Origin of the sequence: Frankia sp. CgMI4, from assembly GCF_001756285.1 — a bacterium.
GTDB lineage: Bacteria > Actinomycetota > Actinomycetes > Frankiales > Frankiaceae > Frankia > Frankia casuarinae.
Map to the genome: position 1 here is coordinate 1 of NZ_MAQZ01000114.1, position 24066 is coordinate 24066.

Annotated in this window: 20 protein-coding genes; 9 read left to right on the top strand and 11 right to left on the bottom strand. The window is 70.4% G+C overall.

Features of this window, described 5'->3' with window-relative positions; all coding sequences use genetic code 11:
- Positions 1 to 1279, top strand: a 1279-nt coding sequence (locus Manayef4_RS19050; protein WP_139140149.1) for a cytochrome c oxidase assembly protein, incomplete at its 5' end; no start/stop codon positions are given.
- Positions 1280 to 1301: 22 nt separating this feature from the next.
- Here Manayef4_RS19050 and Manayef4_RS19055 read toward each other — a convergent pair.
- The 4 genes from Manayef4_RS19055 to Manayef4_RS19070 form a co-directional block, all read right to left on the bottom strand.
- The gene (locus Manayef4_RS19055) at positions 1302 to 4013 is read right to left on the bottom strand and encodes an HAD-IC family P-type ATPase (protein WP_070132642.1); all 2712 of its coding nucleotides are present in this window, start codon (positions 4011 to 4013) and stop codon (positions 1302 to 1304) included.
- Positions 4014 to 4218: 205 nt separating this feature from the next.
- The gene (locus tag Manayef4_RS19060; protein ID WP_070132821.1) at positions 4219 to 5097 is read right to left on the bottom strand and encodes an undecaprenyl-diphosphate phosphatase; all 879 of its coding nucleotides are present in this window, start codon (positions 5095 to 5097) and stop codon (positions 4219 to 4221) included.
- Positions 5098 to 5860: 763 nt separating this feature from the next.
- Positions 5861 to 6901: an AraC family transcriptional regulator gene (locus Manayef4_RS19065; RefSeq protein WP_070132644.1), complete on the bottom strand. Its 1041-nt coding sequence runs from the start codon at positions 6899 to 6901 to the stop codon at positions 5861 to 5863.
- A gap of 244 nt (positions 6902 to 7145) precedes the next feature.
- Positions 7146 to 7634: a 2,4'-dihydroxyacetophenone dioxygenase family protein gene (locus tag Manayef4_RS19070; protein WP_070132823.1), complete on the bottom strand. Its 489-nt coding sequence runs from the start codon at positions 7632 to 7634 to the stop codon at positions 7146 to 7148.
- A gap of 239 nt (positions 7635 to 7873) precedes the next feature.
- Here Manayef4_RS19070 and Manayef4_RS19075 point away from each other — a divergent pair, with 239 nt between their 5' ends.
- Positions 7874 to 9019 carry a helix-turn-helix domain-containing protein gene (locus Manayef4_RS19075; RefSeq protein WP_070132646.1) on the top strand — a complete coding sequence of 382 codons (1146 nt, stop codon included), beginning with the start codon at positions 7874 to 7876 and terminating at the stop codon, positions 9017 to 9019.
- Between the two features lie 170 nt (positions 9020 to 9189).
- A complete protein-coding gene (locus tag Manayef4_RS19080; RefSeq protein ID WP_070132648.1) occupies positions 9190 to 10476 on the top strand; it encodes an MFS transporter in 1287 nt (428 codons plus the stop codon).
- 173 nt (positions 10477 to 10649) lie between these two features.
- Here Manayef4_RS19080 and Manayef4_RS19085 read toward each other — a convergent pair whose 3' ends face one another.
- Together Manayef4_RS19085 and Manayef4_RS19090 are read right to left on the bottom strand one after the other, a co-directional pair.
- Positions 10650 to 11591, bottom strand: a complete 942-nt coding sequence (locus Manayef4_RS19085; RefSeq protein WP_011437191.1) for a CoA ester lyase — start codon at positions 11589 to 11591, stop codon at positions 10650 to 10652.
- Positions 11588 to 12655 carry a CoA ester lyase gene (locus Manayef4_RS19090; protein ID WP_070132650.1) on the bottom strand — a complete coding sequence of 356 codons (1068 nt, stop codon included), beginning with the start codon at positions 12653 to 12655 and terminating at the stop codon, positions 11588 to 11590. The genes Manayef4_RS19085 and Manayef4_RS19090 overlap by 4 nt, the downstream gene beginning before the upstream one ends.
- Before the next feature lie 410 nt (positions 12656 to 13065).
- Between Manayef4_RS19090 and Manayef4_RS25170 the strand changes: the two genes are divergently transcribed.
- Complete coding sequence (locus Manayef4_RS25170; RefSeq protein ID WP_160172385.1) at positions 13066 to 13209, top strand: hypothetical protein; 144 nt, start codon at positions 13066 to 13068, stop codon at positions 13207 to 13209.
- A gap of 193 nt (positions 13210 to 13402) precedes the next feature.
- Positions 13403 to 14605, top strand: coding sequence for a PLP-dependent aminotransferase family protein (locus Manayef4_RS19095; RefSeq protein WP_070132652.1), 1203 nt, complete (start codon positions 13403 to 13405; stop codon positions 14603 to 14605).
- Positions 14606 to 14707: 102 nt separating this feature from the next.
- Here the strand turns inward: Manayef4_RS19095 and Manayef4_RS19100 are convergent, their stop codons facing one another.
- Positions 14708 to 15424, bottom strand: a complete 717-nt coding sequence (locus Manayef4_RS19100) for an ATPase (protein WP_011437195.1) — start codon at positions 15422 to 15424, stop codon at positions 14708 to 14710.
- A 2-nt stretch (positions 15425 to 15426) separates the two neighbouring features.
- Positions 15427 to 16176 carry a helix-turn-helix domain-containing protein gene (locus Manayef4_RS19105; RefSeq protein ID WP_011437196.1) on the bottom strand — a complete coding sequence of 250 codons (750 nt, stop codon included), beginning with the start codon at positions 16174 to 16176 and terminating at the stop codon, positions 15427 to 15429.
- A 316-nt stretch (positions 16177 to 16492) separates the two neighbouring features.
- Between Manayef4_RS19105 and Manayef4_RS19110 the strand changes: the two genes are divergently transcribed.
- The 4 genes from Manayef4_RS19110 to Manayef4_RS19120 all read left to right on the top strand — a co-directional run bounded on the left by Manayef4_RS19110 (position 16493) and on the right by Manayef4_RS19120 (position 20623).
- Positions 16493 to 17539, top strand: coding sequence for a siderophore-interacting protein (locus Manayef4_RS19110; RefSeq protein WP_070132654.1), 1047 nt, complete (start codon positions 16493 to 16495; stop codon positions 17537 to 17539).
- Between the two features lie 358 nt (positions 17540 to 17897).
- Entirely contained in the window at positions 17898 to 20150 is a 2253-nt protein-coding gene (locus Manayef4_RS19115; RefSeq protein ID WP_023840755.1) for a serine/threonine-protein kinase, read from the top strand.
- 31 nt (positions 20151 to 20181) lie between these two features.
- Positions 20182 to 20340: a hypothetical protein gene (locus Manayef4_RS25175; RefSeq protein WP_175443431.1), complete on the top strand. Its 159-nt coding sequence runs from the start codon at positions 20182 to 20184 to the stop codon at positions 20338 to 20340.
- Positions 20341 to 20416: 76 nt separating this feature from the next.
- Entirely contained in the window at positions 20417 to 20623 is a 207-nt protein-coding gene (locus tag Manayef4_RS19120) for a hypothetical protein (protein WP_023840757.1), read from the top strand.
- A 102-nt stretch (positions 20624 to 20725) separates the two neighbouring features.
- On the opposite strand, the gene Manayef4_RS19125 is transcribed toward Manayef4_RS19120, so the two are convergent.
- The 3 genes from Manayef4_RS19125 to Manayef4_RS26780 form a co-directional block, all read right to left on the bottom strand.
- On the bottom strand, positions 20726 to 21526 hold the full coding sequence (locus Manayef4_RS19125; protein ID WP_254665742.1) for a glutamate ABC transporter substrate-binding protein: 801 nt from the start codon (positions 21524 to 21526) through the stop codon (positions 20726 to 20728).
- Between the two features lie 332 nt (positions 21527 to 21858).
- Positions 21859 to 23511: a hypothetical protein gene (locus tag Manayef4_RS19130; RefSeq protein WP_254665743.1), complete on the bottom strand. Its 1653-nt coding sequence runs from the start codon at positions 23509 to 23511 to the stop codon at positions 21859 to 21861.
- Positions 23512 to 23531: 20 nt separating this feature from the next.
- Complete coding sequence (locus Manayef4_RS26780) at positions 23532 to 23927, bottom strand: hypothetical protein (RefSeq protein ID WP_011437202.1); 396 nt, start codon at positions 23925 to 23927, stop codon at positions 23532 to 23534.
- Positions 23928 to 24066 lie beyond the last annotated feature (139 nt).

Sequence of the window (24066 nt, forward strand, 5' to 3'; positions counted from 1 at the left end):
CACCACCGACCAGACCGGCACCGACAGGACTACCGCGGTCGCTCGTTTCCTGCGCATCGCCGGCGTGGAGCTCACCGTTCTCACGGCCACGGTCGGGTTGGCCGTCGGACTGTCACGCACGGCGCCGCCGGTGAACGACGCACTCGTTCCCGACGATCCGACCCAGACGCTGCTCGGATACCCGATGCCCCCACCGGTCACCGCCGCGCGGCTCGCCACCGACTGGCACATCGACTGGGTCTTCCTCGCCGGCGCGGTCACCGCCGCCCTGCTCTACCTCGCCGGCCTACGCCGGCTACGGGCACGCGGCGCCCACTGGCCGCTTGGGCGCACCATTGCCTGGCTCGCCGGCTTGCTCGTCGTCGTGGTCGCCACGTCAAGCGGACTCGGGCTGTACGGGCCGGTCCTGCTCAGCGTGCACATGAGCCAGCACATGCTGCTCAGCATGCTGGCCCCGCTCCCGCTGGTGCTCGGCGCGCCGGTGACTCTGGCGCTGCGGGCGATGCGGCCCGCGACGGCTCCGCACCGCACCGGACCACGCGAATGGCTGCTGAGGACGCTGCGGTCCTGGCCGGTACGCATCCTGACCCATCCGCTGCTCGTGACGGCGAACTTTGCCGRCAGCCTCTACGTGCTCTACCTCAGCTCGCTGCTGTCGACTCTCATGCACAACCATCTCGGCCACCTGTACATGAACGTGCACTTCCTGGCGGTCGGCGTGCTGTTCTTCGAGCTGCTGATCGGGACCGACCCGCTCCCCCGCCGGCTGCCRCATCCCGGCCGCGTCCTGATGCTGCTGGCGGTCGTCCCGTTCCACGCCTTCCTCGGCCTGACCATCATGAGCACGTCGGCCCTGCTCGGCTCGGGCTGGTACGACCGCCTGGTCCGGCCCTGGGGCGTCTCACCGCTCAGCGACCAGCGGACCGCCGGGGGCATCGCCTGGTCGTTCGGCGAGATTCCCACCTTCGTCGTGCTGATCGTGCTGGCCATCCAGTGGTCCCGGCTGGACGAGCGGCAGGCGCGGACCCGGGAGCGGCGCATCGCCGCCGCTGGTGACGTCGACGCCGAACTCGACGCGTACAACGCCTACCTCGCCCAGCTCGCCGCCGGCCCAGCCCGGCGCACGCCGTCCGCGGCCACCACCACCTCGACAGCCACCACCACCTCGACAGCCACCACCACCTCGACAGCCACCACCACCTCGACAGCCACCACCTCACGCACGACCTCGCCCACCCCCGGAGACGAGACCAACGCTGAGGCCGAAACCTCCGGATAAGCAGGCCGGGGAGAAACCCCGGCTACGGCGTCGGCCGCGGGCCGTCGGGACCGGATGCCGCGGCCCTCCCGCCCGGACGGACGACCGCCCCCGGACGGACGACCGCCGCGGACCGCGGGCCGTCGGCAGGCGCACCCTCGGCACGCACCGCGGGCAGGGTCCGCACGTTGCTCTGCGGAACCGACGGGCGGCGCGCCGTTTCCAGGTCCACCCGCGCGGCCACCGCCGTCAGTTGACGGCGGGTGATCACCCACACGAGTTCGAGCAGGACCGCCGCCGCCACGGCGATGCCGACCGCCGTCCACGGCCCGGTCGTCCCCACCAGGGAGAGCTGGAAGAACTCCTGGCCGGAGGGGATAGCCAGGACCAGCGCGAACGCGACCGCCATGGTCAGCACGAGCGCGATGCGCCACCAGGTGTACGGACGGGCGACGATCGCCAGTGCCCACAGCGCGACTCCGAACAGCGTCAGCGTCGCCATCGAGGTTTCGGCCTCCAGGTCATGACCATAGAAATGCGACCGGGCCAGCAGGTAGGACGTCATCGTCGCCGCGGCGGCGAGCAACCCGGTGGGAAGGGCGAAGCGCAGCACCCGACCGACGAAGTCCGGCTGCGCCCGCTCGGTGTTCGGTGCCAGCGCCAGGAAGAACGACGGGATGCCGATCGTCAGCGACCCGACAAGCGTGAGATGCCGAGGGAGGAACGGGTACGGCACCTGCGTGATCACAACCACGATCGCGAGCAGGACCGAGTAGACGGTCTTGGTCAGAAACAGGTTCGCGACCCGTTCGATGTTGCCGATGACCCTCCGTCCCTCGGAGACCACAGACGGCAACGTCGCGAAGCTGTTATTCAGCAGCACGATCTGGGCGACCGCGCGGGTCGCCTGACTGCCGGATCCCATCGACACGCCGATGTCGGCGTCCTTGAGCGCCAGGACGTCGTTGACGCCGTCGCCGGTCATCGCGACGATGTGCCCCCGCGACTGCAACGCCGCGACCATCTCCCGCTTCTGCTGCGGGCTGACCCGCCCGAAGATCGAGTGGCTCTCCAGGGCGTCGGCGAGCGCGGCCCGGTCGGTCGGCAGCGTGCGGGCGTCAACGGGATCGTCGGCGCCGGGCAGCCCCAGCGTGCGGGCGACCGCGCCGACCGACAGCGCGTTGTCCCCCGAGAGAATCTTGGCGGCGACGTTCTGCTCGGCGAAGTACCGCAGGGTATCCGGGGCATCCGCCCGCAGCCGCTGGGCGATGACCACGAGCGCCACCGGGACGACGCCGGCCGGCACCGTCGCCGGGTCCGCCAGCGCGTCCGCCAGCGACGCGCCGAACCGGGCGAGCAGCAGCACCCGCAGGCCCTGCGCCCCGTACTCGTCCACGGTGGCGAGCACCCGGTCACCGGCCGCCAGCAGCACGTCGGGCGCGCCGAGCAGCCAGGTGCCCTCGGTCCCGCCCACGGCGGCGAGGGTCGCGCCGCTCCACTTGCGCGCCGAGGAGAACGGCGCGTCCGCCCGCACCTGCCAGCCCGGCGGGGCGGGATAGGCATCGATGATCGCCTGCATGCTCGGATTCGGCCGGCTGTCGGCCGCGCCGAGGGCGCCGAGCACGCTCGGCACGAGGGTGCCCGGCGCTGCGGCCACGCCTGCCCCAACGGCGGCGCCGGTGCCCGGCTCGACGATCCGCAGCTCCACGACGTCCATCGCAGCCTCGGTGAGGGTGCCGGTCTTGTCCAGACAGACGACGTCGACGCGGGCCAGCCCCTCGATCGCGGGYAGTTCCTGCACCAGGCACTGCCGCCGGCCCAGCCGTACCACGCCGACCGCGAAGGCGACCGACGTAAGCAACACCAAGCCCTCCGGCACCATCGGCACGAGTCCGGCGACCATCCGGCGGATGGCCTCGGGCAGGTCGTCGTCGTTAACGACCACCTGGCTGACGATCAGCGCGATGCCGGCCGGAATAATCATCCAGGTGACGACCCTCAGAATGGTGCTGATGCCGCCCCGCAGCTCGGAGCGCACCAGGGTGAACCGGCTCGCCTCCTCGGCGAGYCGGGCCGCGTAGGCTTCGCGGCCAACCCGGGTCGCCCGGAACGCCCCCGACCCCGCGACGACGAAGCTGCCCGACATGACGATGTCACCGGGCTGCTTGTGCACCGGATCCGCCTCGCCGGTGAGCAGCGACTCGTCGACCTCCAGGTGATCGGCCGTCAGGACCAGACCATCGACGGRAATCTTGTCGCCGGCGCCGAGCTCAATCACGTCGTCCAGCACGATCTCGGCGGCGGGGAGCTCGCGGGTGACACCGTCACGCCGCACGACGGGCCGGGACTCCCCCACCACGGCGAGCCGGTCCAGGGTGCGCTTCGCCCGCAGCTCCTGGAACAGGCYGACCAGGGTGTTCACGATGATCACGCCGCCGAACAGGGCGTCCTGGAATGGACCGACGATGGCGACGAAGACCAGTAGAACACCGATGATCGCGTTGATCCGGGTGAGGACGTTCGCACGGATGATGTCGCGCAGCGAGCGACTGGAGCGGACCGGCACGTCGTTGACGCGGCCGTCCGCGAGGCGTTCGGCGACCTCGGCGGCGGTCAACCCAGCGGCGGATCGACCGATCGCGATGGGTCCGGACCCGGCCCCGGCGGCGGACGCGGAATCGCTGGGAGGCGCCGGGTTCCGGTCGTCGAGCCGTCCCGGAGACAGCCGCGCTCCCGCGGCCCCTCGCCGAACCATGGTGTCCCTCCACGCTCCGTCGCGGCCGCTGCCGGAGGCTTGGCAGCGGAATCGTTATCGGTTTCCCGACCGACCTCGGGCGGGTCTCGGACTCGTTTGGATATGTCCCGTAGATGCCTCCACCGTCTGCACACGCGGACCGCCGACCCTCACCGTAGTTGACGGCCGTAGGCGCGTGGGTCGCGCCTGGGGGCTCCCCGCCCGTTCAGCCCGGGGGGGCACCGGCGTCGGGGCTGAGGGCACCCCCGACCAGCAGGGAGAACAGCAGCAGCCCCAGCCCCACGCGATACAGCACGAAGGGYGCGAAACTGCGCGTCGAGATGTACCGCAGGAACCATGCGATCGCGGCGTAGCCGGTGACGAACGCCACGAATGTGGCGAGGATCGTCGGGCCCCAGGCGACGTCGGCATCCTTCCCACCGATGGAACGCAGCTCGAAGACCCCGGACGCCAGCACCGCCGGCATCGCCAGCAGGAAGGAGTACCGGGCCGCAGCYTCGCGAGTATAGCCGAGAAGCAGGCCCCCGCTGATCGTCGCACCGGACCGGGAGACGCCGGGGATCAGCGCGGCAGACTGAGCGAGACCATAGAGGAGCCCGTCACGCACCGRCAAGTCCTCAAGCACCTTGCGCGGGCGGAGCGGCGAATGACGACCCTGCGGCCGCCCCTTCGAGGCGYACCAGTCCGCGCCGCCCAGGATCAGGCCGAGCACGATCAGCGTCGTGGCAATCAGCCGCAGGTCGCGGAACGGACCCTCGATGGCGTCCTGCAGCGTCACCCCGAGCAGGCCGATCGGAAGGGTGCCGAGGATGACCAGCCAGCCCGTCCGGGCGTCGGGGTCCTTACGCATCTCCCGGCGGGTGAGCGAGCGCGCCCACGCCGCCACGATGCGGGCGATGTCCCTGCGGAAGTAGATCAGCACGGCGGTCTCGGTGCCGATCTGGGTCACGGCGGTGAACGCGGCGCCCGGGTCCTCCCAGCCGGCGAGCGCGGCAGCGATGCGCAGGTGGGCGCTGGACGAGACCGGGAGAAACTCGGTGAGCCCCTGAACGAGACCGAGGACCGTTCCCTCGAAGAAGTTCATCGACGCGCCGACCTGGCCCACGAGCCAGACGAGTCCGGTTCATCCGGTCCATCCGGTCCGTTCAGCCCGTCCGGCGAGGCCGCCGGGTCCGGAGGCCACGCCGAACGACGATTGGTCTGCCGGCTCCGCGCCCGGCCTGTTCGCGTCATCCACGCATACCCGACCACGGCTTCACCGTAGCGAAGGGTGAAATGCGGGCGGATGCTGGGTGACGGCGTCCCCGCCTTCTCCGATCCTCCGACCTGGTCCGATCGACCTGGTCCGATCGGGGTTCGGCCGGATCGGGCCGAGTCCACCCCGCAGCAGGCCCCCACATGGGCTGACCTGGCGGTTCGTCGGACAGTCACGGACCGCGACAAACGAGCGGGTTCACGCTCTGGCCATACAACCGAACGGAATCGCTCACTTTCTGTTCATCTGCGACCCRCACCGTGTCACCCGGAAGTACAGACCGCCCGCCTCGTGGCGGTCTGGCGCGCCCCGACCAGGGTCGGGGAGCGACACGGTACGCCTGGGAGGTTACACGATGAGTCACCTGCTCGCGAATGTGATCATTGAAGTGGTCGGAACGGCCGTGATCCTGCTTCTGACCGGTCTGGTGCGACGCTGGCTGGGCCAACCGGCCGCTCGCCCCGCCTGATCCGACCCAACCCGACCTGATCCRAACCGACCCAACCCGACCTGATCCGACCCGACCTGCCCCGCCGCCGGTCCGGCCCGTCCTGGACATCCGGGACCAGTGCCGGCCGGACGGACGACACGATCAGTCATGYGGCCTGGAGGTCCGGGACGCGGTTCTGGAGGGCTGCGTACCACCGTCCGGATTGTCCCGAAAATCGGGATCTCCCACGTGGGCGAACGGTAAGGCGACCGAATCACGGTAACAAGTCGGCGTCGCACCATACAGCCGTTTGAATTCTCGACAGAAGTGACTCGTGTCCGCAAAACCCCAACGGCTGGCGATCGCCTGAATGGAGCATGATCCCTCGATCAGGTCCCGGCGGGCTCGTGCGAGTCGCTGGGAGCGGACGACGGCGCTGTAGCTGTTTCCTGTCGCGGCGAAGCTGCGCTGCAGCGTGCGGACAGACACACACTGCGCAGCGGCCGCCGCGGCGGCGCTGACGTCGCGGTGGCCAAGGTTTCGAGCTATCCAGCGTTCCACTGCGAGCCGCAGCGCTTCCCCAGTGATCGCACTCGTGAACGTGGCCTCGGGGCGCACCGCCGCGGCCACCAGCTCCAATGCCGCGTTGCGGGCCGCCGTTATGGTGGGGGCGGGAACCTCGTGCGGGAGGCCGGCAAGTGATGCGACATAGCTGCGCAACAACCTAATCGCGGGAGCGTTCACATCCACCACGAGGTCGGCTTCCAACCACGGGCTCTCCAAGACCTCTTCCAGCGCCACTCTCGGGATTACCAGGGTAATTTTGCGGAAGTGCTCGACAACTTCGAACCGCACCTTTTGCATGCTGTTCCAGATGACGAAGCTTCCTGGAGTGACAACAATCTTCTTGTCCTCGATGGCAAGCCGTTCAGTCCCAGCGGTAGCGAAGAATATCGCGATATTGTCCTCGCTGGTCCGGCTGATCAGATTTCGACTACGTTCACCCCTGCACGGATCACATGCGATATCCAGCAGCGCGATGTCATCGAACCAGCGACGCTCAATCGAGGCACGGTAGGGTAATCGCCCTGGAGGAACATCAGTGTGGAATGGCGTCACCGCGCTGCCCAGGATCTCCTCCCAGCGTCCAGGACGGTCGCGATGGGGTAMATCGACGAGGTCGTACGTCTCGTAGATTCGCATGATGGCCTCCTACCGGGAACCTGGGCCGCCGCGCCCGCAAGCATAAGCAGTGGGAAGACGTGGGGGAAGCCCAGGTAAGTCGCGATAGCGGAATCCACGCTCGTGGTGTACGAATAGCGACCGGCTGGCGACTCGTCGAAGGYGAGGGTCGCACAAGGCTCACCAGGGTGGCCAGGGTGGCCGGTRGGACTCGCAAGGCTTACTGGTGGGACCAGCGTGATCACCGGCCCCACCAACCGRCTGGCTACGAGAGGGCGAAGCTGGTCAGGTCAACCGGTATGATCCCGTGCTTCCTGCAGTACTCGTTGTATCGYTCGGCGAACRTATGGGCCTGCTCGATGCCTATGATCTCGTCGCTTGGGCCGAGGAAAGCAATAGCTCCTTCAACCGAGATGAACACCTCGATGCCCTCGTCAGGCTCCACAATGAACGTGTGCCTGCTGTTGGCGACCTCGTACACGAAGTCACCCGGCCCCGACACCCAGGCGTGCTCCGCGTACCGCCATTTCCCTCGAACGGTGTAGACAAGCACGCGGCCATAATGGTCGTGCACACCCAGCGAAGCTCCCCCCGGCGCCCGCAGAAGCATTTGCGTCTCGCTCTTGATCAGATCCACATGAAGGATCTTTAATTCCACCTCGTTCGTGTAAGGCGTGAACGGAACCCAGGGAAGATCATCGACTCCCGTGTACGTTGGAGCGAAATGTTGGAGGGGATTGACCAGTGTCGTCATCTGCATCTCCTCGGGTGGCTGTCGTCGATCCCTGCCTTCGGAATCGTCTGGATCCGGCGGGGAACAGCCGGCTAGGCGAGCGGTAGGGTTTGATTCTGGACCCACCAAAAGATCCGAGATAGAACAGCGGTGACAGATCCCTGAACATACGCGACAAGCGCGGGTGCCACGCGCGCCATTGGGGCGCGGACCGGGGTGCCGATGACACCGCCGGGCAGGATAATCCCCTGATGATGYGGATGTCCGACGACCGTGTGCGAGAACTCACCGCTGCGCTGGAACACGACGAGGGACTGGTGGATCCCACGATCAAGCGTGTCCGGCGCGAGATCCCGGCCTATGAGGTGGTCCCGACCGAGGCGCTGGTGACGAGCATCCACCGCAACGTCGTGCTGGCGTGCCGCACCCTGCGGGCGGGCGTCGTGCCGCCGAGCTCGGAGATCTGGCAGGCCGAGCGCACAACGCTGGAACGGCTCCGGCAGGGCGTGCCGATCGAGGACATCATGGGCGGCTTCCGCATCTGCATAGCGAGTATCCAGGACCGGCTGGTGGATCGCGCCCAGGAGTTCGGGGTCGACCACCCCGAGTCGCTCACTCTCACCTCGCTGCTGTGGAAGCTGAGTGACGTGTTCTCCGCTCGTGYGGCGAGCGCCTACCGTGAGTACGGCCTGTCGCATGCGGTGGCGGACCGAAGGCGCAGGGACRAATGGCTCGCCGGGCTGCTCGCCGGCACCCTGTCTCCGACGCAGATTGAGCAGGGGTGCATCCGCTACCACGTGCGGCGCGACACACGCCTGCGGGYGGTGTGCACTGCCACCCTGTCGGAAGCGGAGCTGGACCAGGCCCTCAACCTGATCAACCAGGGGTGCCGGCGCAGCAACATGGTCCTGCTCCTGGTGCCCTCCCAAGGCCGGCTCGTGGGGATCGTGTCGGGGCCGCCACCCGCGGTCCCGGGGCTGCTGGTCGCCGCCGGGCCCGAGGGGCCGCTGGGCCGGGTCGCGGCGTCCTTCTCGGTGGCCAACGACGTATTGGCCGCGGCCCGACTGCGCCACGACGAGGGCGTGCACACCCTCGAGAGCCTCGGCTGGCGGGTGGCCGTGCCGCGTGCGGCGGACGTGACCGCACTGATGCGGGCCCGCTACCTCCAGCCGCTCCGGGACACCGGTGCGTTCGGGGAGGAAGTCGTCGAGTCGCTCCGCTGCTACCTGGCCAATGGCCGTAACATCCCGCGGACCGCCGAGGCGCTGCATGTACACGTCAACACGCTGCGCTACCGACTAGCCCGGTTCGAGGAGCTGACCGGGCGGTCCCTGGACGACACCGACACCCTGGTGGAACTGTCCTGGGCCTTCCATGCGGAGACGGYAGCCCCGCCGGTTTCGTAGCCKCGTACGAAGCGAAGGGCGCCGCGTTGGCATCCCGCCCGTAGCCTTCGATGTGTCGCACGCCACATCCTGTTGGAAATTCGTACCCGTTACCGGGCCCATCAGAGCTCGACGTTCCGAGCTGGTGGTCTCGGCCCCGCCCAACAGGGGAGCAACCCATGACCGCTTCGATGACAGCAACAACCGGCCTCCGGGAGCGGACCAACCACTATCGGCAGCTCCTGGCCGCCTCCGTCGGCAACGCCGTCGAATGGTTCGACTGGTACATCTACTCGATGCTTGCGGTGTACTTCTCCACGCAGTTCTTCCCGRCCAGCCCGGGAGGCAGCCTGGTGCCGCTGATGTCGACCTTAGCGATCTTCGCCGTCGGATTCTTCGCCCGCCCGGTCGGAGCGCTGATCCTCGGGATTCTCGCCGACCGGATCGGCCGCCGCAGGACGCTCAGCACCACGATTATGGGCATGGGCCTGGGCAGTCTCATCATCGGGCTTGCCCCCACCTACAAGCAGGTCGGGGTCGCCGCCCCGGCACTGCTCCTGCTGGCCCGGCTGATCCAGGGTGCCTCCGCGGGGGGCGAGTATGCCGCGGGAAGCGCGTTTCTCATCGAGTCCGCGCCGGCTGGCCGTCGGGGACTGTACTCGAGCTTCTTCTACATCAGTGCGACCTCGGCCAACCTGGCGGCGATCGGGATCAGCGCCTTACTCGCCAGCACGCTGGACTCGCAGAACATGACCAGCTGGGGCTGGAGGATCCCCTTCCTGCTYGGCTCGGTCGCGGCCATGGTCGGCATGTGGATCCGGACGCACGCCAAGGAGACCCTCACCCAGACGGCGGACGAGCCGGCCGGTGCCCGTCGTGCCGACATGTTCGAGTTCCTCCGCCGGCACCCCAGGGAATCCCTCCAGGTGTTCGGGCTGACCGCGGCCCCGGCCCTGGTGTTCTATGTATGGACCGCCTATCTGCCGACGTACGCGAACATCACGGTGGGCTCCAACCTCAAGCACGGCCTGCTCTCCGGTGTCGTCGCGCTGACCATCTTCCTCGCCCTGCAGCCGGTCTTCGGAGCGATCTCGGACCGCGTCGGCAGGCGGCCGATGCTGCTCATCTTCGGCACCTTCTTCGTGGTCGGCACGGTTCCGATGCTGGCCCTACTGGACGGCTCGACCACCAGACTGCTCCTGGTTCAGATCATGGGGCTGGTGTTCCTCGCCTGCTGGTCGTGCATCTCGAGCGCGGTGGTCGCCGAGCTGTTCCCGGCGCGCCTGCGCAGCTCCGGTATCGGGTTCCCCTATGCGCTCTCCGTCGCCCTCTTCGGCGGCACCGGCCCCTACGTCGCCACCTACCTCGTGGACATCGGCCACGCCGCCTCCTTCGGCTGGTACGTCACCGCCGTCGYCCTGGTCAGCACCGTGGTCTTCAGCCGGCTCCCCGAGACCGCGCACCGGCCCCTGCACTGACCGACAGGAGACATCGCCCGCGAGTCCGAGCGTCCGAGCGTCCGAGCGTCCGGATCACGCTGGCAGGGAACGGTGGTGGCTTCCACCGCGGTGGCTTCCACCGCGGTGGAGGGGCTGTCGCATCCCTACAGCCGTCGAAGCGGCCAGAACGGTCACCGCCAGAACGGTCACCGTCAGGAGGCCGCCTGGCCGTCGGCCAGACCCGCGATGGCCGCGCTGACGGCGAGAATCCGGCGCGCGTTGTCGACGTGCAGGTTCTCGATCAGCCGGCCGTCGACGGTCGCCACTCCGCGGCCCTCGCGTAGCGCCTCCTCCCAGACCCGCACGATCTCCGCGGCCTGCGCGACCTGGGCCTCAGTGGGTGAGAACGTGCGGTTACACGTCTCGATCTGGTTGGGGTGGATAAGCGTCTTACCGTCGAAGCCCATCTCGCGGCCCTGGCGGCATTCCGCCGCGAAGCCGTCGGCGTCGCGGATGTCGTTGTAGACACCGTCGAGGATCACGGTTCCACTCGCGCGCGCGGCCAGCAGACACAGCCCCAGGCCGGTCAGCAGCGGGGCGCGGCCGGGCACGAATTCGGCACGCAGCTCGTTGGCCAGGTCGTTGGTGCCCATCACGAGGACGGTGAGCCGCGGCGACGCCTGGGCGATCTCCTGGGCGCGCAGGATGGCACCAGGTGTCTCCACCATCGCCCATATCATGGTGCGGTCCGGCGCGCCGGCCGCTTCGAGCCCTTTTTCGATCGCGTGGACGTCCGACGGCGACTCGACCTTCGGCACCACGACGGCGTCCGGGCCCACCCGTCCCGCGGCGCGCAGGTCGTCGGCATGCCAGGAGCTGCCGCGGGCGTTGACGCGAACCGTGACCTCCCGGTGGCCGTAGGCGGCATCGGCCACCGCCGCGCAGACCTGCTCCCGGGCGCGCTCCTTGGCGACGGGCGCCACCGCGTCCTCGAGGTCCAGGATGAGCGCGTCGGCCGGCAGATTCCTGGCCTTCTCCATGGCGCGCTCGTTGGCCCCGGGCATGTAGAGGACGGAACGCCGCGGACGGTACGCGGCGGGTGGGCGGCCCGCGGACGGGGAACCCGGGGAACCCGCGGCCGCGGTGCCGGTCATCGTGCCTCCGGCGCGGGTAGTCCGTAGGCCGCCGCGAGCTGCGCGTCCCGGGCGGCGAGGCGAGTGGCGAGAGTGAGGATGACCCGGCACTGMTTCACCGAGGCGTCGTCCTGCATCGTACCGTCCACCATCACGGCACCCGTTCCGTCGCCCATGGCCGCGACGACGCGCTTTGCCCACTCGACATCCGCGGGCTCGGGGCTGAAGACCTTCTTCGCGATGTCGATCTGAACGGGATGCAGTGACCACGCCCCGACACACCCGAGCAGGAACGCGTTGCGGAACTGGTCCTCGCAGGCGAGGACGTCGGCGATGTCACCGAACGGCCCGTAGTACGGCATGATCCCGTTCGCCGCGCAGGCGTCTACCATCCGGGCGAGCGTGTAGTGCCAGGGATCCTGCTGGAACGTGGCTCGGACAGCCGCCGGGTCGTCCGGCCGCGGATCCTGGCGTACCAGGTAGCCGGGGTGCCCACCGCCGACACGGGTTGTCTTCATCCGCCGGTCCGCCGCCAGGTCCGCCGGGCCGAGGGACAGACCCTGCATGCGGGGACTTGCCGCGCAGATCTCCTCGACGTTCGCGACCCCTCGCGCGGTCTCCAGAATCGCGTGGACAAGCACCGGCCGGGACAGGCCGGCCTTCGCCTCCAACTGGGCGAGGAGGCGGTCCACATAGTGGATGTCCTCCGCCCCCTGGACCTTGGGCACCATCACCACGTCGAGATTCTCGCMGATGGCGGGCACGAGCGTGAGCAGGTCGTCGAGCCCCCAGGGTGAGTCGAGGCTGTTCAGGCGGATCCAGAACTGCGTCTCACVGAAGTCCGCGCCGTCGACGATCTTTATCAGGTTCTCCCTGGCAACGATCTTGTTGTCCGCTCGGACCCCGTCCTCGAGGTTCCCGAGCAGCACGTCGACCCGGGGGATGATCTGCGGCAGCTTCGCCGCCATCTTCTCGTTGCTCGGGTCGAAGAAGTGAATCATCCGGGACGGCCRCCACGGGATCTCGCGAGGCGGGGGTGRCGCCCCCACGGCGAGGGGAGCGAAGAAATCCTTGGCGCTGCGCATGTGAAATCTCCCGGGAAGGAACCCTGGCCGGTGCCGGGTGACCGGCTCCCGGCGACCAGCGCGACACTCAGCGTCGACGACGCCCGACTCCGCCGGACTGTATCAGTTTGATGTCCGACACGCTCCCCTGATCATCTCCCGCCCGATCGCGACCGTCGAGGTCATGGTCCAGTCGGCAGGCATTCTCTGCGATCCGGGCGCTCTATTTCTGTTCCATGAGTTCCGCATAAACCACTGCGACAGGAGAATTCCCCGTCGCCATTCCGTCCAGGTCCGCAGTCTGGCTTTCTCCGTGCGGACGTCTTACCCACACCGTCGGCGTTCGGTGCCTGTTCACGAGCAGCCCCCTCAACCAGCCTCCCCTCAACCAGCCCGATCGGAGACATCGTCTGCGCCCGATACGAAGGGGCATGATGACCTCTGCCATCCCCGGTCCGGCCCGGGCGTCGGCGTTCGCGCTGTTCTCGTCGTCCGCGGGTGCCGGGCTGGCCGGCGGCCCGTCCTCGCCGGTGTCCTGCTCGACCACTTCTGGTGGGACTCGATATTCCTGGTGAACGTGCTGCTCGGCCTGCTCGGAGTCGCGGGCGGCCACGTAAACCGGCGCCGATGGCTATGATCGCCAGAAAGTCCAGGATGCGGGAAGCACAGTCCACAGGCTGGAACGCCGCTGTACGGCCGTCCCGGYGGTTGGCGGCGAGTGGTCGTGTACGTCGGGGAGAACCCGGAGAAGGAGTTCGAGGAGCCGCCATGACCAACGCCGCTCCACCCGCCGCTGCGGTGCCCGGTCTCGCCGCCCGAGCCGGCGCCGTGCGCACCTCGCCAGTGCGGGAGATCCTCGCGCTGACCGCCCACCCGGAGGTGATCTCCTTCGCCGGCGGTCTACCCGCTCCCGAGCTCTTCGACGCCGACGGAATCCGGCGCGCCTACGACCGGGTGCTCACCGAKGAGCCGCGGCGCGTGCTGCAGTACTCCGCCACGGAGGGCGACCCGGACCTGCGCCAGACGGTCGCGGAACGCCTGGCGCGCCGCGGCCTGCCCACCCGAGCGGACGACCTGCTGATCACGACGGGCTCGCAGCAGGCCCTGACGCTGCTGTCGGCGACGCTCGTGGAGCCGGGTGACGCGGTCCTCGTGGAGGATCCGACCTATCTGGCTGCCCTGCAGTGCCTCGGCCTCGCGGGTGCCCGGGTGGTGCCCGTCCCCACCGACGAGCACGGGATCCTCCCCGACCGGTTGGCGGAGACGGTGGCCCGCGAGCGTCCCAGACTGCTCTACCTGGTGCCGACCTTCCAGAACCCCACCGGTCGGACGCTGTCCGCGGCGCGCCGCGCGGCCGTCGCCCGGGTGGCCGCGGAGCAGGGCCTGTGGATCGTCGAGGACGACCCCTACGGTGAGCTGCGCTTCCAGGGCACGCGGGAGCCGTGGATCGCGTCGTTCGCCGACGCCGCCGACCGCACCGTCCTGCTCGGCAGCTTCTCCAAGATCATAGCCCCAGGGATGCGACTGGGCTGGCTGCGGGCCCCGGCCATGCTGCGGCGGGCCTGCGTGATCGCCAAGCARGCCGCGGACCTGCACACCTCCACGGTCGATCAGGCCGCCGCCGCCCGGTATCTGGCCGACGCCGACCCCGACCTGCACATTGCTCGGATGTGCGCCGCCTACCGCGAACGCCGCGACGCGCTCCTCGACGGGCTCGCCTGGGCGCTGCCGCCCGGGAGCAGCTGGAACCGGCCCGAGGGCGGCATGTTCGTCTGGGCCCGCCTCCCCGATGGTCACGACGCCACCGCCCTGCTGCCCGGCGTGGTGGAGCACGACGTGGCCTACGTTCCCGGTGCTCCTTTTTTCGCGGGGCCGCCGGACCCCGCGACGCTGCGCCTGTCCTTCACCACGCACCCGCCGGTGGAGATCACGAAGGGGTTGACGCGGCTGGCACGGGCGTTCGGAGTATGACCGTCATCCCTGACCGGGTGCCGGTGCCGGCCCGACACGAGCCGGCGGAGATCGACGAAACGGCGGGGACCGACGAAACGATAGAGACCGCCGCAAAGGCGCTTAGGCGAACACGTCCTGTAGCCAGTCGGTCCAGGCCTGGGTGGTCTTCGCCTGGTCGGCGCCGGGGGCGAACAGGTGCAGGGCGATGCCGATCGGGGCGCCGAAGGCGTTGCGGCCGAAGAAGCGGTACAGCCCGTCGCCGGTCCGCAGGCCGAGGAAGTGGGGATGCAGGTAGTCGACCACGGCGTCCAGCGGGTCGATGCCCGGGAGGGTGACGCGCACCGCGTCGCCCTGGCCGACCTCGTCGGCGACGCCGAGCTCGCGGCGCAGCCGGACGAACGCGTCCGGCGCGGTCGAGGACGCCGGCGCGTCGGCCGCGACGTAGGTCACCGGCCGGCGACTGAAGTACCGCAGGTACTGGCCGAGCGTGTGCAGGTAGAAGTCGGTGTGCTGGCTGGCGCCGTCGTACTGGTTCTCCCAGTCGTCGACGAAGATCCCGCTGTGGACGTAGCGGAAGGAGGTCGTGCCGCCGTCCCGGCCCTCGATCACATGTTCCAGCTGGTTGAACCAGCCATCCGCACCCTCCACCCGGGTGACGAGGTGGTGCGGCGGATCCCAGACGGTGACCGTGCCCCCGAAGGGCGCGGCGCCACCCTGGCGGGGCTCGAACTCCATCGGCCACAGCCATCCGCCGTTACCGGTGGTCACGGCGTCCCAGTACTCCTCCGGGGAGGTGGGCAGCACGCCCTCGCGGCGGATCTCGAACCCACGGGACATCTCTAGTTCTCCTTGGTTGCGGTGGGGCCATCGGTTCCGGTGGGACCGGCTGCGCTGGTAAGGCCGGCTGCGCTGGTGGGACCGTCGATGCCAGTGGGACCGGCGGTGCCGAGGCCGAGGATGCCCTCTCCCGCCTCGGATCCCGCATTGGACCCGACAGCCACCCGCTCGGGCCGCGTGACGCTCGGGTGCAGGGCGACGACGAAACGGTGGGAGCGCCCGCCCGCAGCGGTGGTGTCGTGGTACCTGCCGACGAGGGCGGCAACCGTCTCCCCGAGCTCCGCGGCGAACGCGGCGCGGTCCGCGGCGGAGGCGAACCGGATCTCGCTGTCGATCGCGAACGTCGCCAGCCGCTGCCGGGCGGCGGTGGCACCGGTGAGGAGGTCGCCGATCTCCCGCACCAGCCGGGCACCGAGCGCGAGCAGCCATCGGGCAGAGCGCTGATCCGGCGACCGGCCGGGATCCGGGGCGACCGCCGGCAACGCGGTCGGCGAGATCACATAGGAGGCCGCCGTCGCCCGTAATACGCGCTCGGTGCAGTTGCCCCTTCTGCGTTCCTCGACGAGTTCGACCAGCCCGTGACGCTCCAGGGCCCGCAGGTGGTAATTGACCCGCTGACGTGACAGCCCCACGGGAGTGGCCAGGGTGCTGGCCGAACCCGGCTCCGCGAGCGCGGCCAGCAACCTCGCCCGGACCGGGTCGAGCGCGGCCCCCGCGGCGGCCGGGTCATCGATCACTGCGACCTCCAACATGCGCCTCATCGTCCTGCCGAAAATTTTCCTTGTCAAGGAGGACAATCATGTCGGAGCAGATCCGGAGCAGATCCGGAGCAGATCCGGAGCAGGCCCGAAGCAGATCCGGAGCAGGCCCGAAGCAGGCCCGAAGCAGGTACGGAACGACCGTCGCGCCCCTCCGCGAGTCATCGCCCGAATGGCGGGGCGTAGGTTCGTCCTGAAATGCCACCCGGGCTCGCGGAGGTCGGGACAGCCCCGTCTCGGGCCTGAAGCCCGTCCGTGCGGGCCAGGACCAGTCCAGCCCGCGGTCACGAGAGACAGGACGCAAGAACCGATGTCGACCTTCGGGCCGGACTCCTCCGTACCATCCACGCCACCATCCACGCCCCACCCGACCGGACTACCGGACGGGCGCGACGGCCGCCCGTCGACGTCGGCGGAAAACCGGCCCGCGCCGCGGCGCGCCCGGCCGGCCCCGCGCCGGCTGCGGGTCGTCCGCGTCACCCCGCTCACCGGGGACATGGTGACGGTGACGCTCGGTGGGCCGGCGCTGGCCGGATTCGCGCTGCCCCGGGCCGCGCAGCACGTGAAGATCTTCCTGCCGGCCGACGGGCAGACCGAACCGACCGTTCCGAGCTGGGGGCCGGACGGACGACCCGTCTTCCCGGCGGGTACGCCCCGCCCGATCGTGCGGACCTACACCCCGCGCCGGTTCGACGCTGAGGCCCTCGAACTGGACATCGAGATGCTCCTGCACGGCGAGGGTCCGGCCGGGCGGTGGGCGGGTACCGCTCGGCCCGGTGACCATCTCGCCATCGCCGGACCGGGGGGTGGATACGAGGTGCGGACGTCGGCCGCGCATCACCTGCTCGCCGCCGACGAGACCGGCCTGCCCGCGCTGGCGACGGTGCTGGAACGGCTGCCCGCTCGGGTACCGGTGACCGTGGTGGCGGAGGTTCGCGACGCCGGCCGCCGACGGGCTCTCCCGGTCACCCCCGCGACGACCGTCACCTGGCTGCACCGTGACGGCGGGGTTCCCGGCACGCTGCTGGCCGAGGCCGTCGAGGCCGTACCCCTGCCCGCCGGCACCGCGGCCTGGGTGGCCTGCGAGGCCACGGCGGTACGCCGGATCCGCCGTCACCTGCTCGCCGCGGGGCTGGACCGCGCCGACCTGTCGACCCGCGGCTACTGGCGGCTGGGTGCGGCGGACCATCCCGATCATGACTACGGGGAGGGCGAGGCGGCGGATGTCACCCGTGGCGGCGAGGGACRGATCGATCGGCTGCGCCGCACCCTCGGGCCGCTGAAGCAGCGTGCCGAAACCACCGCGCGCGGCCTCGGGGCGACCGTGAAGGCCCGCGCCGTCGAGCGCCGGCGGTGACCGGGTCGGCACCGGCTTCGACCACCCRATCCTCGACCACCCGATCGTGGGCGCGGCATTTCGGTGGGACGCGTCCCAGGGCCCTCGCCCGCCAAACTCGCTCTCCAAACAACCCGTAGCCGATGCAACCGGGCTCCGTCACGGCGGACAACCCGACCGCATGGCAGGCTGGTCGCGTACCAGCGCACACCGCCCGACCACGGGGATCCACCGCGCCACGGCATTCCGACAAGCCGTCGCACGGACAAGGCGACGAACGGACCGGACGACGGCGGCTCGGGGACGACCCGTCGGGGAATGACGGCACGGTGGCGGGTGGACCCGGTACGCGAATGGTGCCCGTTGGCGAAGAGGGGCCATGACGGAGGACAGCGCGAGACCCGTTGCCGGGCCTCCCATCGTCGGGGAATCCGGGTCGGTGAATCTGCCGGCTCCCCGGGTGACCGCGCTACCCCGGCGGTTCCCGGCGCCCGGCGCCCACCGTGATCCGCTCCGGCTCCCACACCTGGTCGGCCCGCCCCCCGGTTCGACCCCGCCCCTCCTGGACGCGCCCAGCGTTCCCACGGGCCTTCGGGAGTGCGCCGGGTGCGGCGCGCCCGTGGCCCGGCCGGGCCACGACGAGCAGGACGAGCAGGACGAGAGCGTCGCCCTGGAAGGCAGCTGCGCGGGATGCGGCCACCGCTACTCGTTCACCGTCAAGCTGCGACCGGGCGAACGGGTCGGCCGCTACACCGTGCACGGCGTCATCGCGCACGGTGGGCTCGGCTGGGTGTATGCCGCGACCGACGACAACCTCGGCGGCGACGGCGTGCGGGCCTGGGTGGTGCTCAAGGGCCTGCTCGACGCGGCGAACCCGGAGGCGCGTCGGATCGCCGAGGGAGAGCGGCGCATTCTGACCACGGTGTCCCATCCGGGCATCGTCAAGATCCTCGACTATGTCACCCACCATGGCGAGGACTACATCGTCATGGAGTACGTGCCGGGGGTGTCCCTGGCCGGCCTGGCCGAGGTCGGGGTGGCGGGACCGGACGGGCGGTCGGCTCCGCCGTCGGCCGCCGACGTGATCCGCTACCTGCTGCGGGTGCTTCCGGCCCTCGGGCATCTGCATCGCCTCGGGCTGGTCTACTGCGACCTGAAACCGGAAAACGTGATGGTCACCGCCGAGGACGTCAAACTGATCGACCTCGGCGGGGCGCGCCGGCTCGACGACCGCGTGTCGGGATACCTGTCCACGCCCGGCTACCGGGCCCCCGAACTCGACGACGACGGGGAACGCCCGGCGGGCATCGCGCGCACCGCGCCCACGGTCACCACCGACATCTTCGCCGTCGCCCGGACCCTGGCCCGTCTCGTCCTCGGCCGGTTCCCGGGCTTCCTCGGCGCCTACCGGCACGCCCTGCCGCCGCGCCGGGCCCATGCCCCGTTGCGGGACTTCGAATCCCTGGACCGGCTCCTGCGCCGAGCCACCGCGACCGATCCCGACCAGCGCTTCCAGAGCACCACGGAGCTCGCCGACGAACTGGTGGGGGTGCTCTACGAGATCGTGGCCAGAACGGAGGGGCCGGTCCCCCCGTTGGCCAGCCGGTGGTTCGACGCCGTCGGGCACCCCACCGGGGAGGCGGGGCCCGCCGGGACCCCCGCATGGTGGGAGGTCCTCCCCGATCTGCGGATCGACCAGGACGATCCATGGGCGCCCGGACTGACCGCCGGTTCGGACGAGGAACCGGCCTCCCTGGCCACCCGGCTGGCGGCGATCGTCCCGAGGACCACCGAGGTGCGGCTGTCCCTGGCCCGCGCCCAGATCCGGGCCGGGCAGCTCCATGAGGCGGCGGGCACCCTGGACGACGCGGCCGTGGAGCAGCCGCGGGAATGGCGGGTCGACTGGTACCGGGGCCTACATGCCCTCGTCGGAGGACGACCGGCCGTGGCCGCCGCGGCGTTCGACCGGGTCTACTCCCGGGTCCCCGGGGAGCTCGCTCCGCGCCTCGCCCTCGCGACCGCACTCGCGGACGTGGCGACCACCGCGGACACCGCGGACACCGCGGACACCGCGGACACCGCGCCTGAACGTGACGCGGCCCGGCACCGGGCCGCGGCCCTGTTCGACGTCGTCTCCACCATCGATCCGAGCACGACCAGCGCGGCGTTCGGGCTGGCCCGATGCCGGACCGATCCGACTGACAAGATCGACGCTTATCTACGGGTCCCTCCGTCGTCCGCCGCCTACACCGCGTCGCGGATCCGCATGATCGGGGTGCTCGTCGGCCTGGCCGCCCGACCAGACCGCGCGGCCTCGGGATCGGCGGCCCTGCATCGGGCGGCGACGATACTGGCCGATCCAAGGCTCGACCTGGGCGAACGACGCCGGGCCGAACTGCACCGTGACCTGTTCACCGCCGCCTTGGCCCTCGTCATGACCTACCCGGCCGCCTACCCGGCCGCGGATGCGCCCCGGCCACCGACCCTGCTCAGTCGGGTCATGGTGGAACGGGACCTCCGCTTCGGGCTGGCCGAGACCTACCGGGAGATGGCCCGGTTGGCCGGTGACCGGGCGAGCCGGGTCCGCCTCGTCGACCAGGCGAACCGCATCCGGCCCCGCACGCTGCTCTGACGGTGGCTTCCTTGCTCATAGGCACTGAGCTGTGGAGCTCGGCGATATCACCTCCGAAGGTATCCAGCGAACCCTGGCCACCAACCATCTCGCGCCGTACCTGCTGCTGYGCTCGCTGATCGGCCCCATGAGTGACCGGCCAGCGCGCTTCGTCGTGGTCGGCGGCTCACCGGCTCCCGCATCACGGTGAACGGCGCTCATCCGGGCATTATCAGCAAGACGGACTCGGCCGAGATTCCCGCGGCGCACTGCGGGTGTTCAGCGCGATGCTCGATCCGTTCAGGCCTGGCCCCGACGTCGGTGCCGATACGCCGGCATGGCTCGCGACCAGTCCCGAAATCAATGGTGTCAGCGGGCGTTTCTTCGTCCGGCACGAGACGGTCATAACCGCATCGCACACCACCGACGTCGCGCGCTGCAACCAGCTCTGGGACGCCGGCGCACGGCTTGTCGGTCTACCGTCCGAACTGTGACAACCATCGGGGCTCGGGCACCAGGGCTCGGGTGCGCGTCATTCATCATGAATCACCGGTTTCGATCTCGTGRCTCGCCCGGCCCGCCAGCTCACGGCCCGGTCAGGGACGGCCACCGTCGAGCAGCGGGGGGCGGCCGGGTACGCGTAGGCCCGGTCGCAGCCACTCGTCATACAGGCGGGACCAGGTTCCGTCGAGCATGATCTCGCGAAGCACGCCGTTGACGAACGCGACGAACTCGTCGTCTCCCGCCGTGTCCCCGGTGATCGGCATGGCGATACCGTAGGGCTCGTCGAGCCGGCCGCCGGCTTCGAAGTCCGCGCCGAAGGCGCTCGGCCCGAGCACCGTCGTGTAGGGGTCCTGGGCGGCCAGTCCGGCGAGGAGGACATCGTCGCCGGCGATCGCGTCGACGTCACCGTGCTGGAGCGCGACCAGGCAGTCCGCGAGGYGGGCCCGGGTCACCGGTCGGGGTCCCGGCGCCGGCAGCCGCGCCAGCTTCTCGCTGGACGTGCTCCCCGCCGACGAGCAGACCGGCCGTCCGACGAGATCGGCGATACCGCGGAACCCGGCGTTCTCCCGAACCAGCAACCGCAGGGTCGACTCGTAGTACACGTCGGAGAACCGGACCTGCCGCTTGCGCTCGCAGGTGATGGTCATGGTAGCCACGAGCATGTCGACCATGCCGGAACGGAGCAGGTCCTCCCGCTCGGAGGTGGTGACGGCACGGAACTGGACATGATCGTCGACCCGCTCGGCGCCGAAGATGGCCGCTGCGACCGCGCGGGCTATGCCRACGTCGAAACCCTCCAGTCGCAGGGTGCGCCAGTTCATCAACCCGGCCGGGGGCGCGTCGGTAGCGATGCCCACGCGCAGGTAGCCGCGGTCCCGCGCGATCGCGCGCATGCGGCTGCCCACCGGCATCCGGCCGGGGGGAGGCATCGGGGTGAGGGGTGGTTCGCTCGACCGGAGCGGTCTGCCATCCCGGCGACAGGTTCCATCCGGGTTGGCCGATTCCGCCGACGCCCGCGTGGGCTCGGCGTCCGGCACCGGTGATGGCGGCATCGGGGCGGCCTCCAGCGGAAGGGGGCTACGGGCGGTACTGCAGCCCGTACCGCCCACGAGGACCATGCAGCCAACGAGGATCCCCCCAAGCAGCGGGCCCACTGCCCCCGTCGGGATGGAAGGGTGCCGGCGGGTGGTCCGCCCGGTCCGGCGCCCGGTCCGACCGGGCGGGCTCACAGGTACTCCCGGAGCCGGGGCCACATCCCCGCCGCGGCCGCGACGATCGCGGTGAGGACAAGCGCCGGGCCGGCCAGCTCGAGATCGCGCAACGCCGCGGCGGCCCGGCGGACATCTCCTTCGAACCTGCCCCGGGCGGCGTCGATCGCGACGTCGAGCTTGCCGAGGAAGCTGGTGAACGCCGTCGTGCCCGGCCCGAGGGTCCGGGTCACCGCCTGTCCGAACGTGTCGGAGGAACGCGGGTCCCCGACGGAGGAGCCGGCGTCTCCCGGTCCTCGCGCGGCCGCGACGACCGAGTCCGGTGACGAGGCCAGCAGAGCCACCACCGAGGCCCGGCTACGCAGCCAGGAGCGCAGATCGCTCTCGAGTCCCGCCGGTATCCCGGCCCCCCCGCGCGCGTCGAGGGCGACGACGAGTGAACCACGACGGGTGACCGGTTCGGGCGGTAGGCGGTCACCGGTCACGTCGAAGCCGAGGCCTYGGGTCACCCAGGCGAAGTGCTCGTCGAAACGGGTGCCGTTGCCGAGCGCCGTCAGCGAGAGGTTCTCATCGACCCGTGCCTCCAGAGCCAGGGTCTTCGATCGGGCGAGCAGGCTCATCGGTCGATACCCGGAGTCCTGCGCGGTGTCAAGACGGGTCTGCTGGGTCCCGAAGGCGACCGCGGTCCAGGTGACCGTGGCCAGGATGCACCCGGTGCCGAGCAGCAGGCCCGGGTTGACCAGTCGGTTCGTGCGTCGGACCAGAAGCAGCTGGACGCCGACGAGCGCGATGATCGCGAGGGCGGCCGTGATCACGATCGCCCATTCCCCCCGTGAGCCGGTGGCCTGCTGGTAGGCGGTGTCCACCGCGTCGGCGTACCGGGCGACGAGCWCCTCGGTCGCCGGAAGGATCTCCGTGCGCATCATCGTCGAGGCGGCCCGCAGGTTGGCCTCGCCGACGGACAGCCCCGCCCGGTTGTTCGCCCGGGCCCGTTCGACCATCCCGTTGTAGACGGGAATGCCGCCGGCAAGCACGTCCAGGGGGCACGACGAGGCGATCCGCCCGGACGACGGCCGGGTCCCTGCGCCGTCGGGTCCGGGTGGCGGCGCCGCGGGGTCGGACCAGGGCGGGTCCGCGGCGCACAGGGCCGGGTCTAGTCGGCGCAGGTCCAGGACGTCACGGGCGGCATCGGCGACACTCGCCTCGAACAGCCCACCGTTCTTGATCCGATCATAGCGCTGCCGCAGCTCGGCGGCGGACTCTCCCCTGCCGACGAGAAGCTCGACGGGCGCGAAGACCTCCGCCGCCGCGGCGGCATCCGCCTGGGAGAGGGCGGCCCGCAGCTCCTGAGCCGTGGCGAGCGCTCGGCCGTGCCGACTCACCAGGCCGTCGGTCGCGTCCAGCCGATGAGTGACCACTCCGTGCAGCGTCAACCCGAACAACGCGAGCGCGACCACGAGAAACGCCAGCAGCCCGACGAGCCGGACACCCGCGTCGCATCGCGCCGCGATGCCCAGCACGGCCCGCGCGAGCCGCGTGCCCCACCGCGCTCGCGGGCCGCCCGGGCCACCGGGCTCCCCACCGCCACGGCGACGACGCGCGGTCGCTCGGCGACCGGCCGGGGAGGCTCCCCCACTCTGCGTGGGCGGCAGCGACGTTACAGCCGTCACAGCAACTAAGCGTACGCGCTTCACCCCGATCCGATTACTCTAAGCAACGACGAGGGGCTCGTATCGCCGGAACCGGCGGGAACGTTCCTCGGCGCGCAGCAGGTCCAGCCAGCGAGCCTGCATAGCCGCCAGGCTGCCCGCCGCACCGATCCGCACCGATCCGCACCGGGGTCTCGCAGCTGTGGATCAACCCACCCGCCCCGCTCGACCAGCGTCGTCAGTCGGCGCGCGACGGGCAGCCGACGCATGACGACCATGTGATCACGCAGGAGGCCGGCCTCGTCGCGGACGTCCGCGACGGCGAGGTACACGTCCGGCGCCAGCCGCCGGTTGAGGGCCACCTCGGTCTGGCAGGCGTCTTCCCGTGCCTGTCGCCGTCGCAGGTCCACGGATCCGACCACGACGGGTTTGGGCATCTTCAGGACCCGCGGGGGTCCGGCGGCGGTGTCGTCAGCAGTGCCCTGCCGGGACGGACCAGCCGATCCGCCGGATGTCACGCCCGGCTGGCCGTTCGGCCCTTACCGAGTGGGCCGAACGGCCATGCCGAGTATGCGG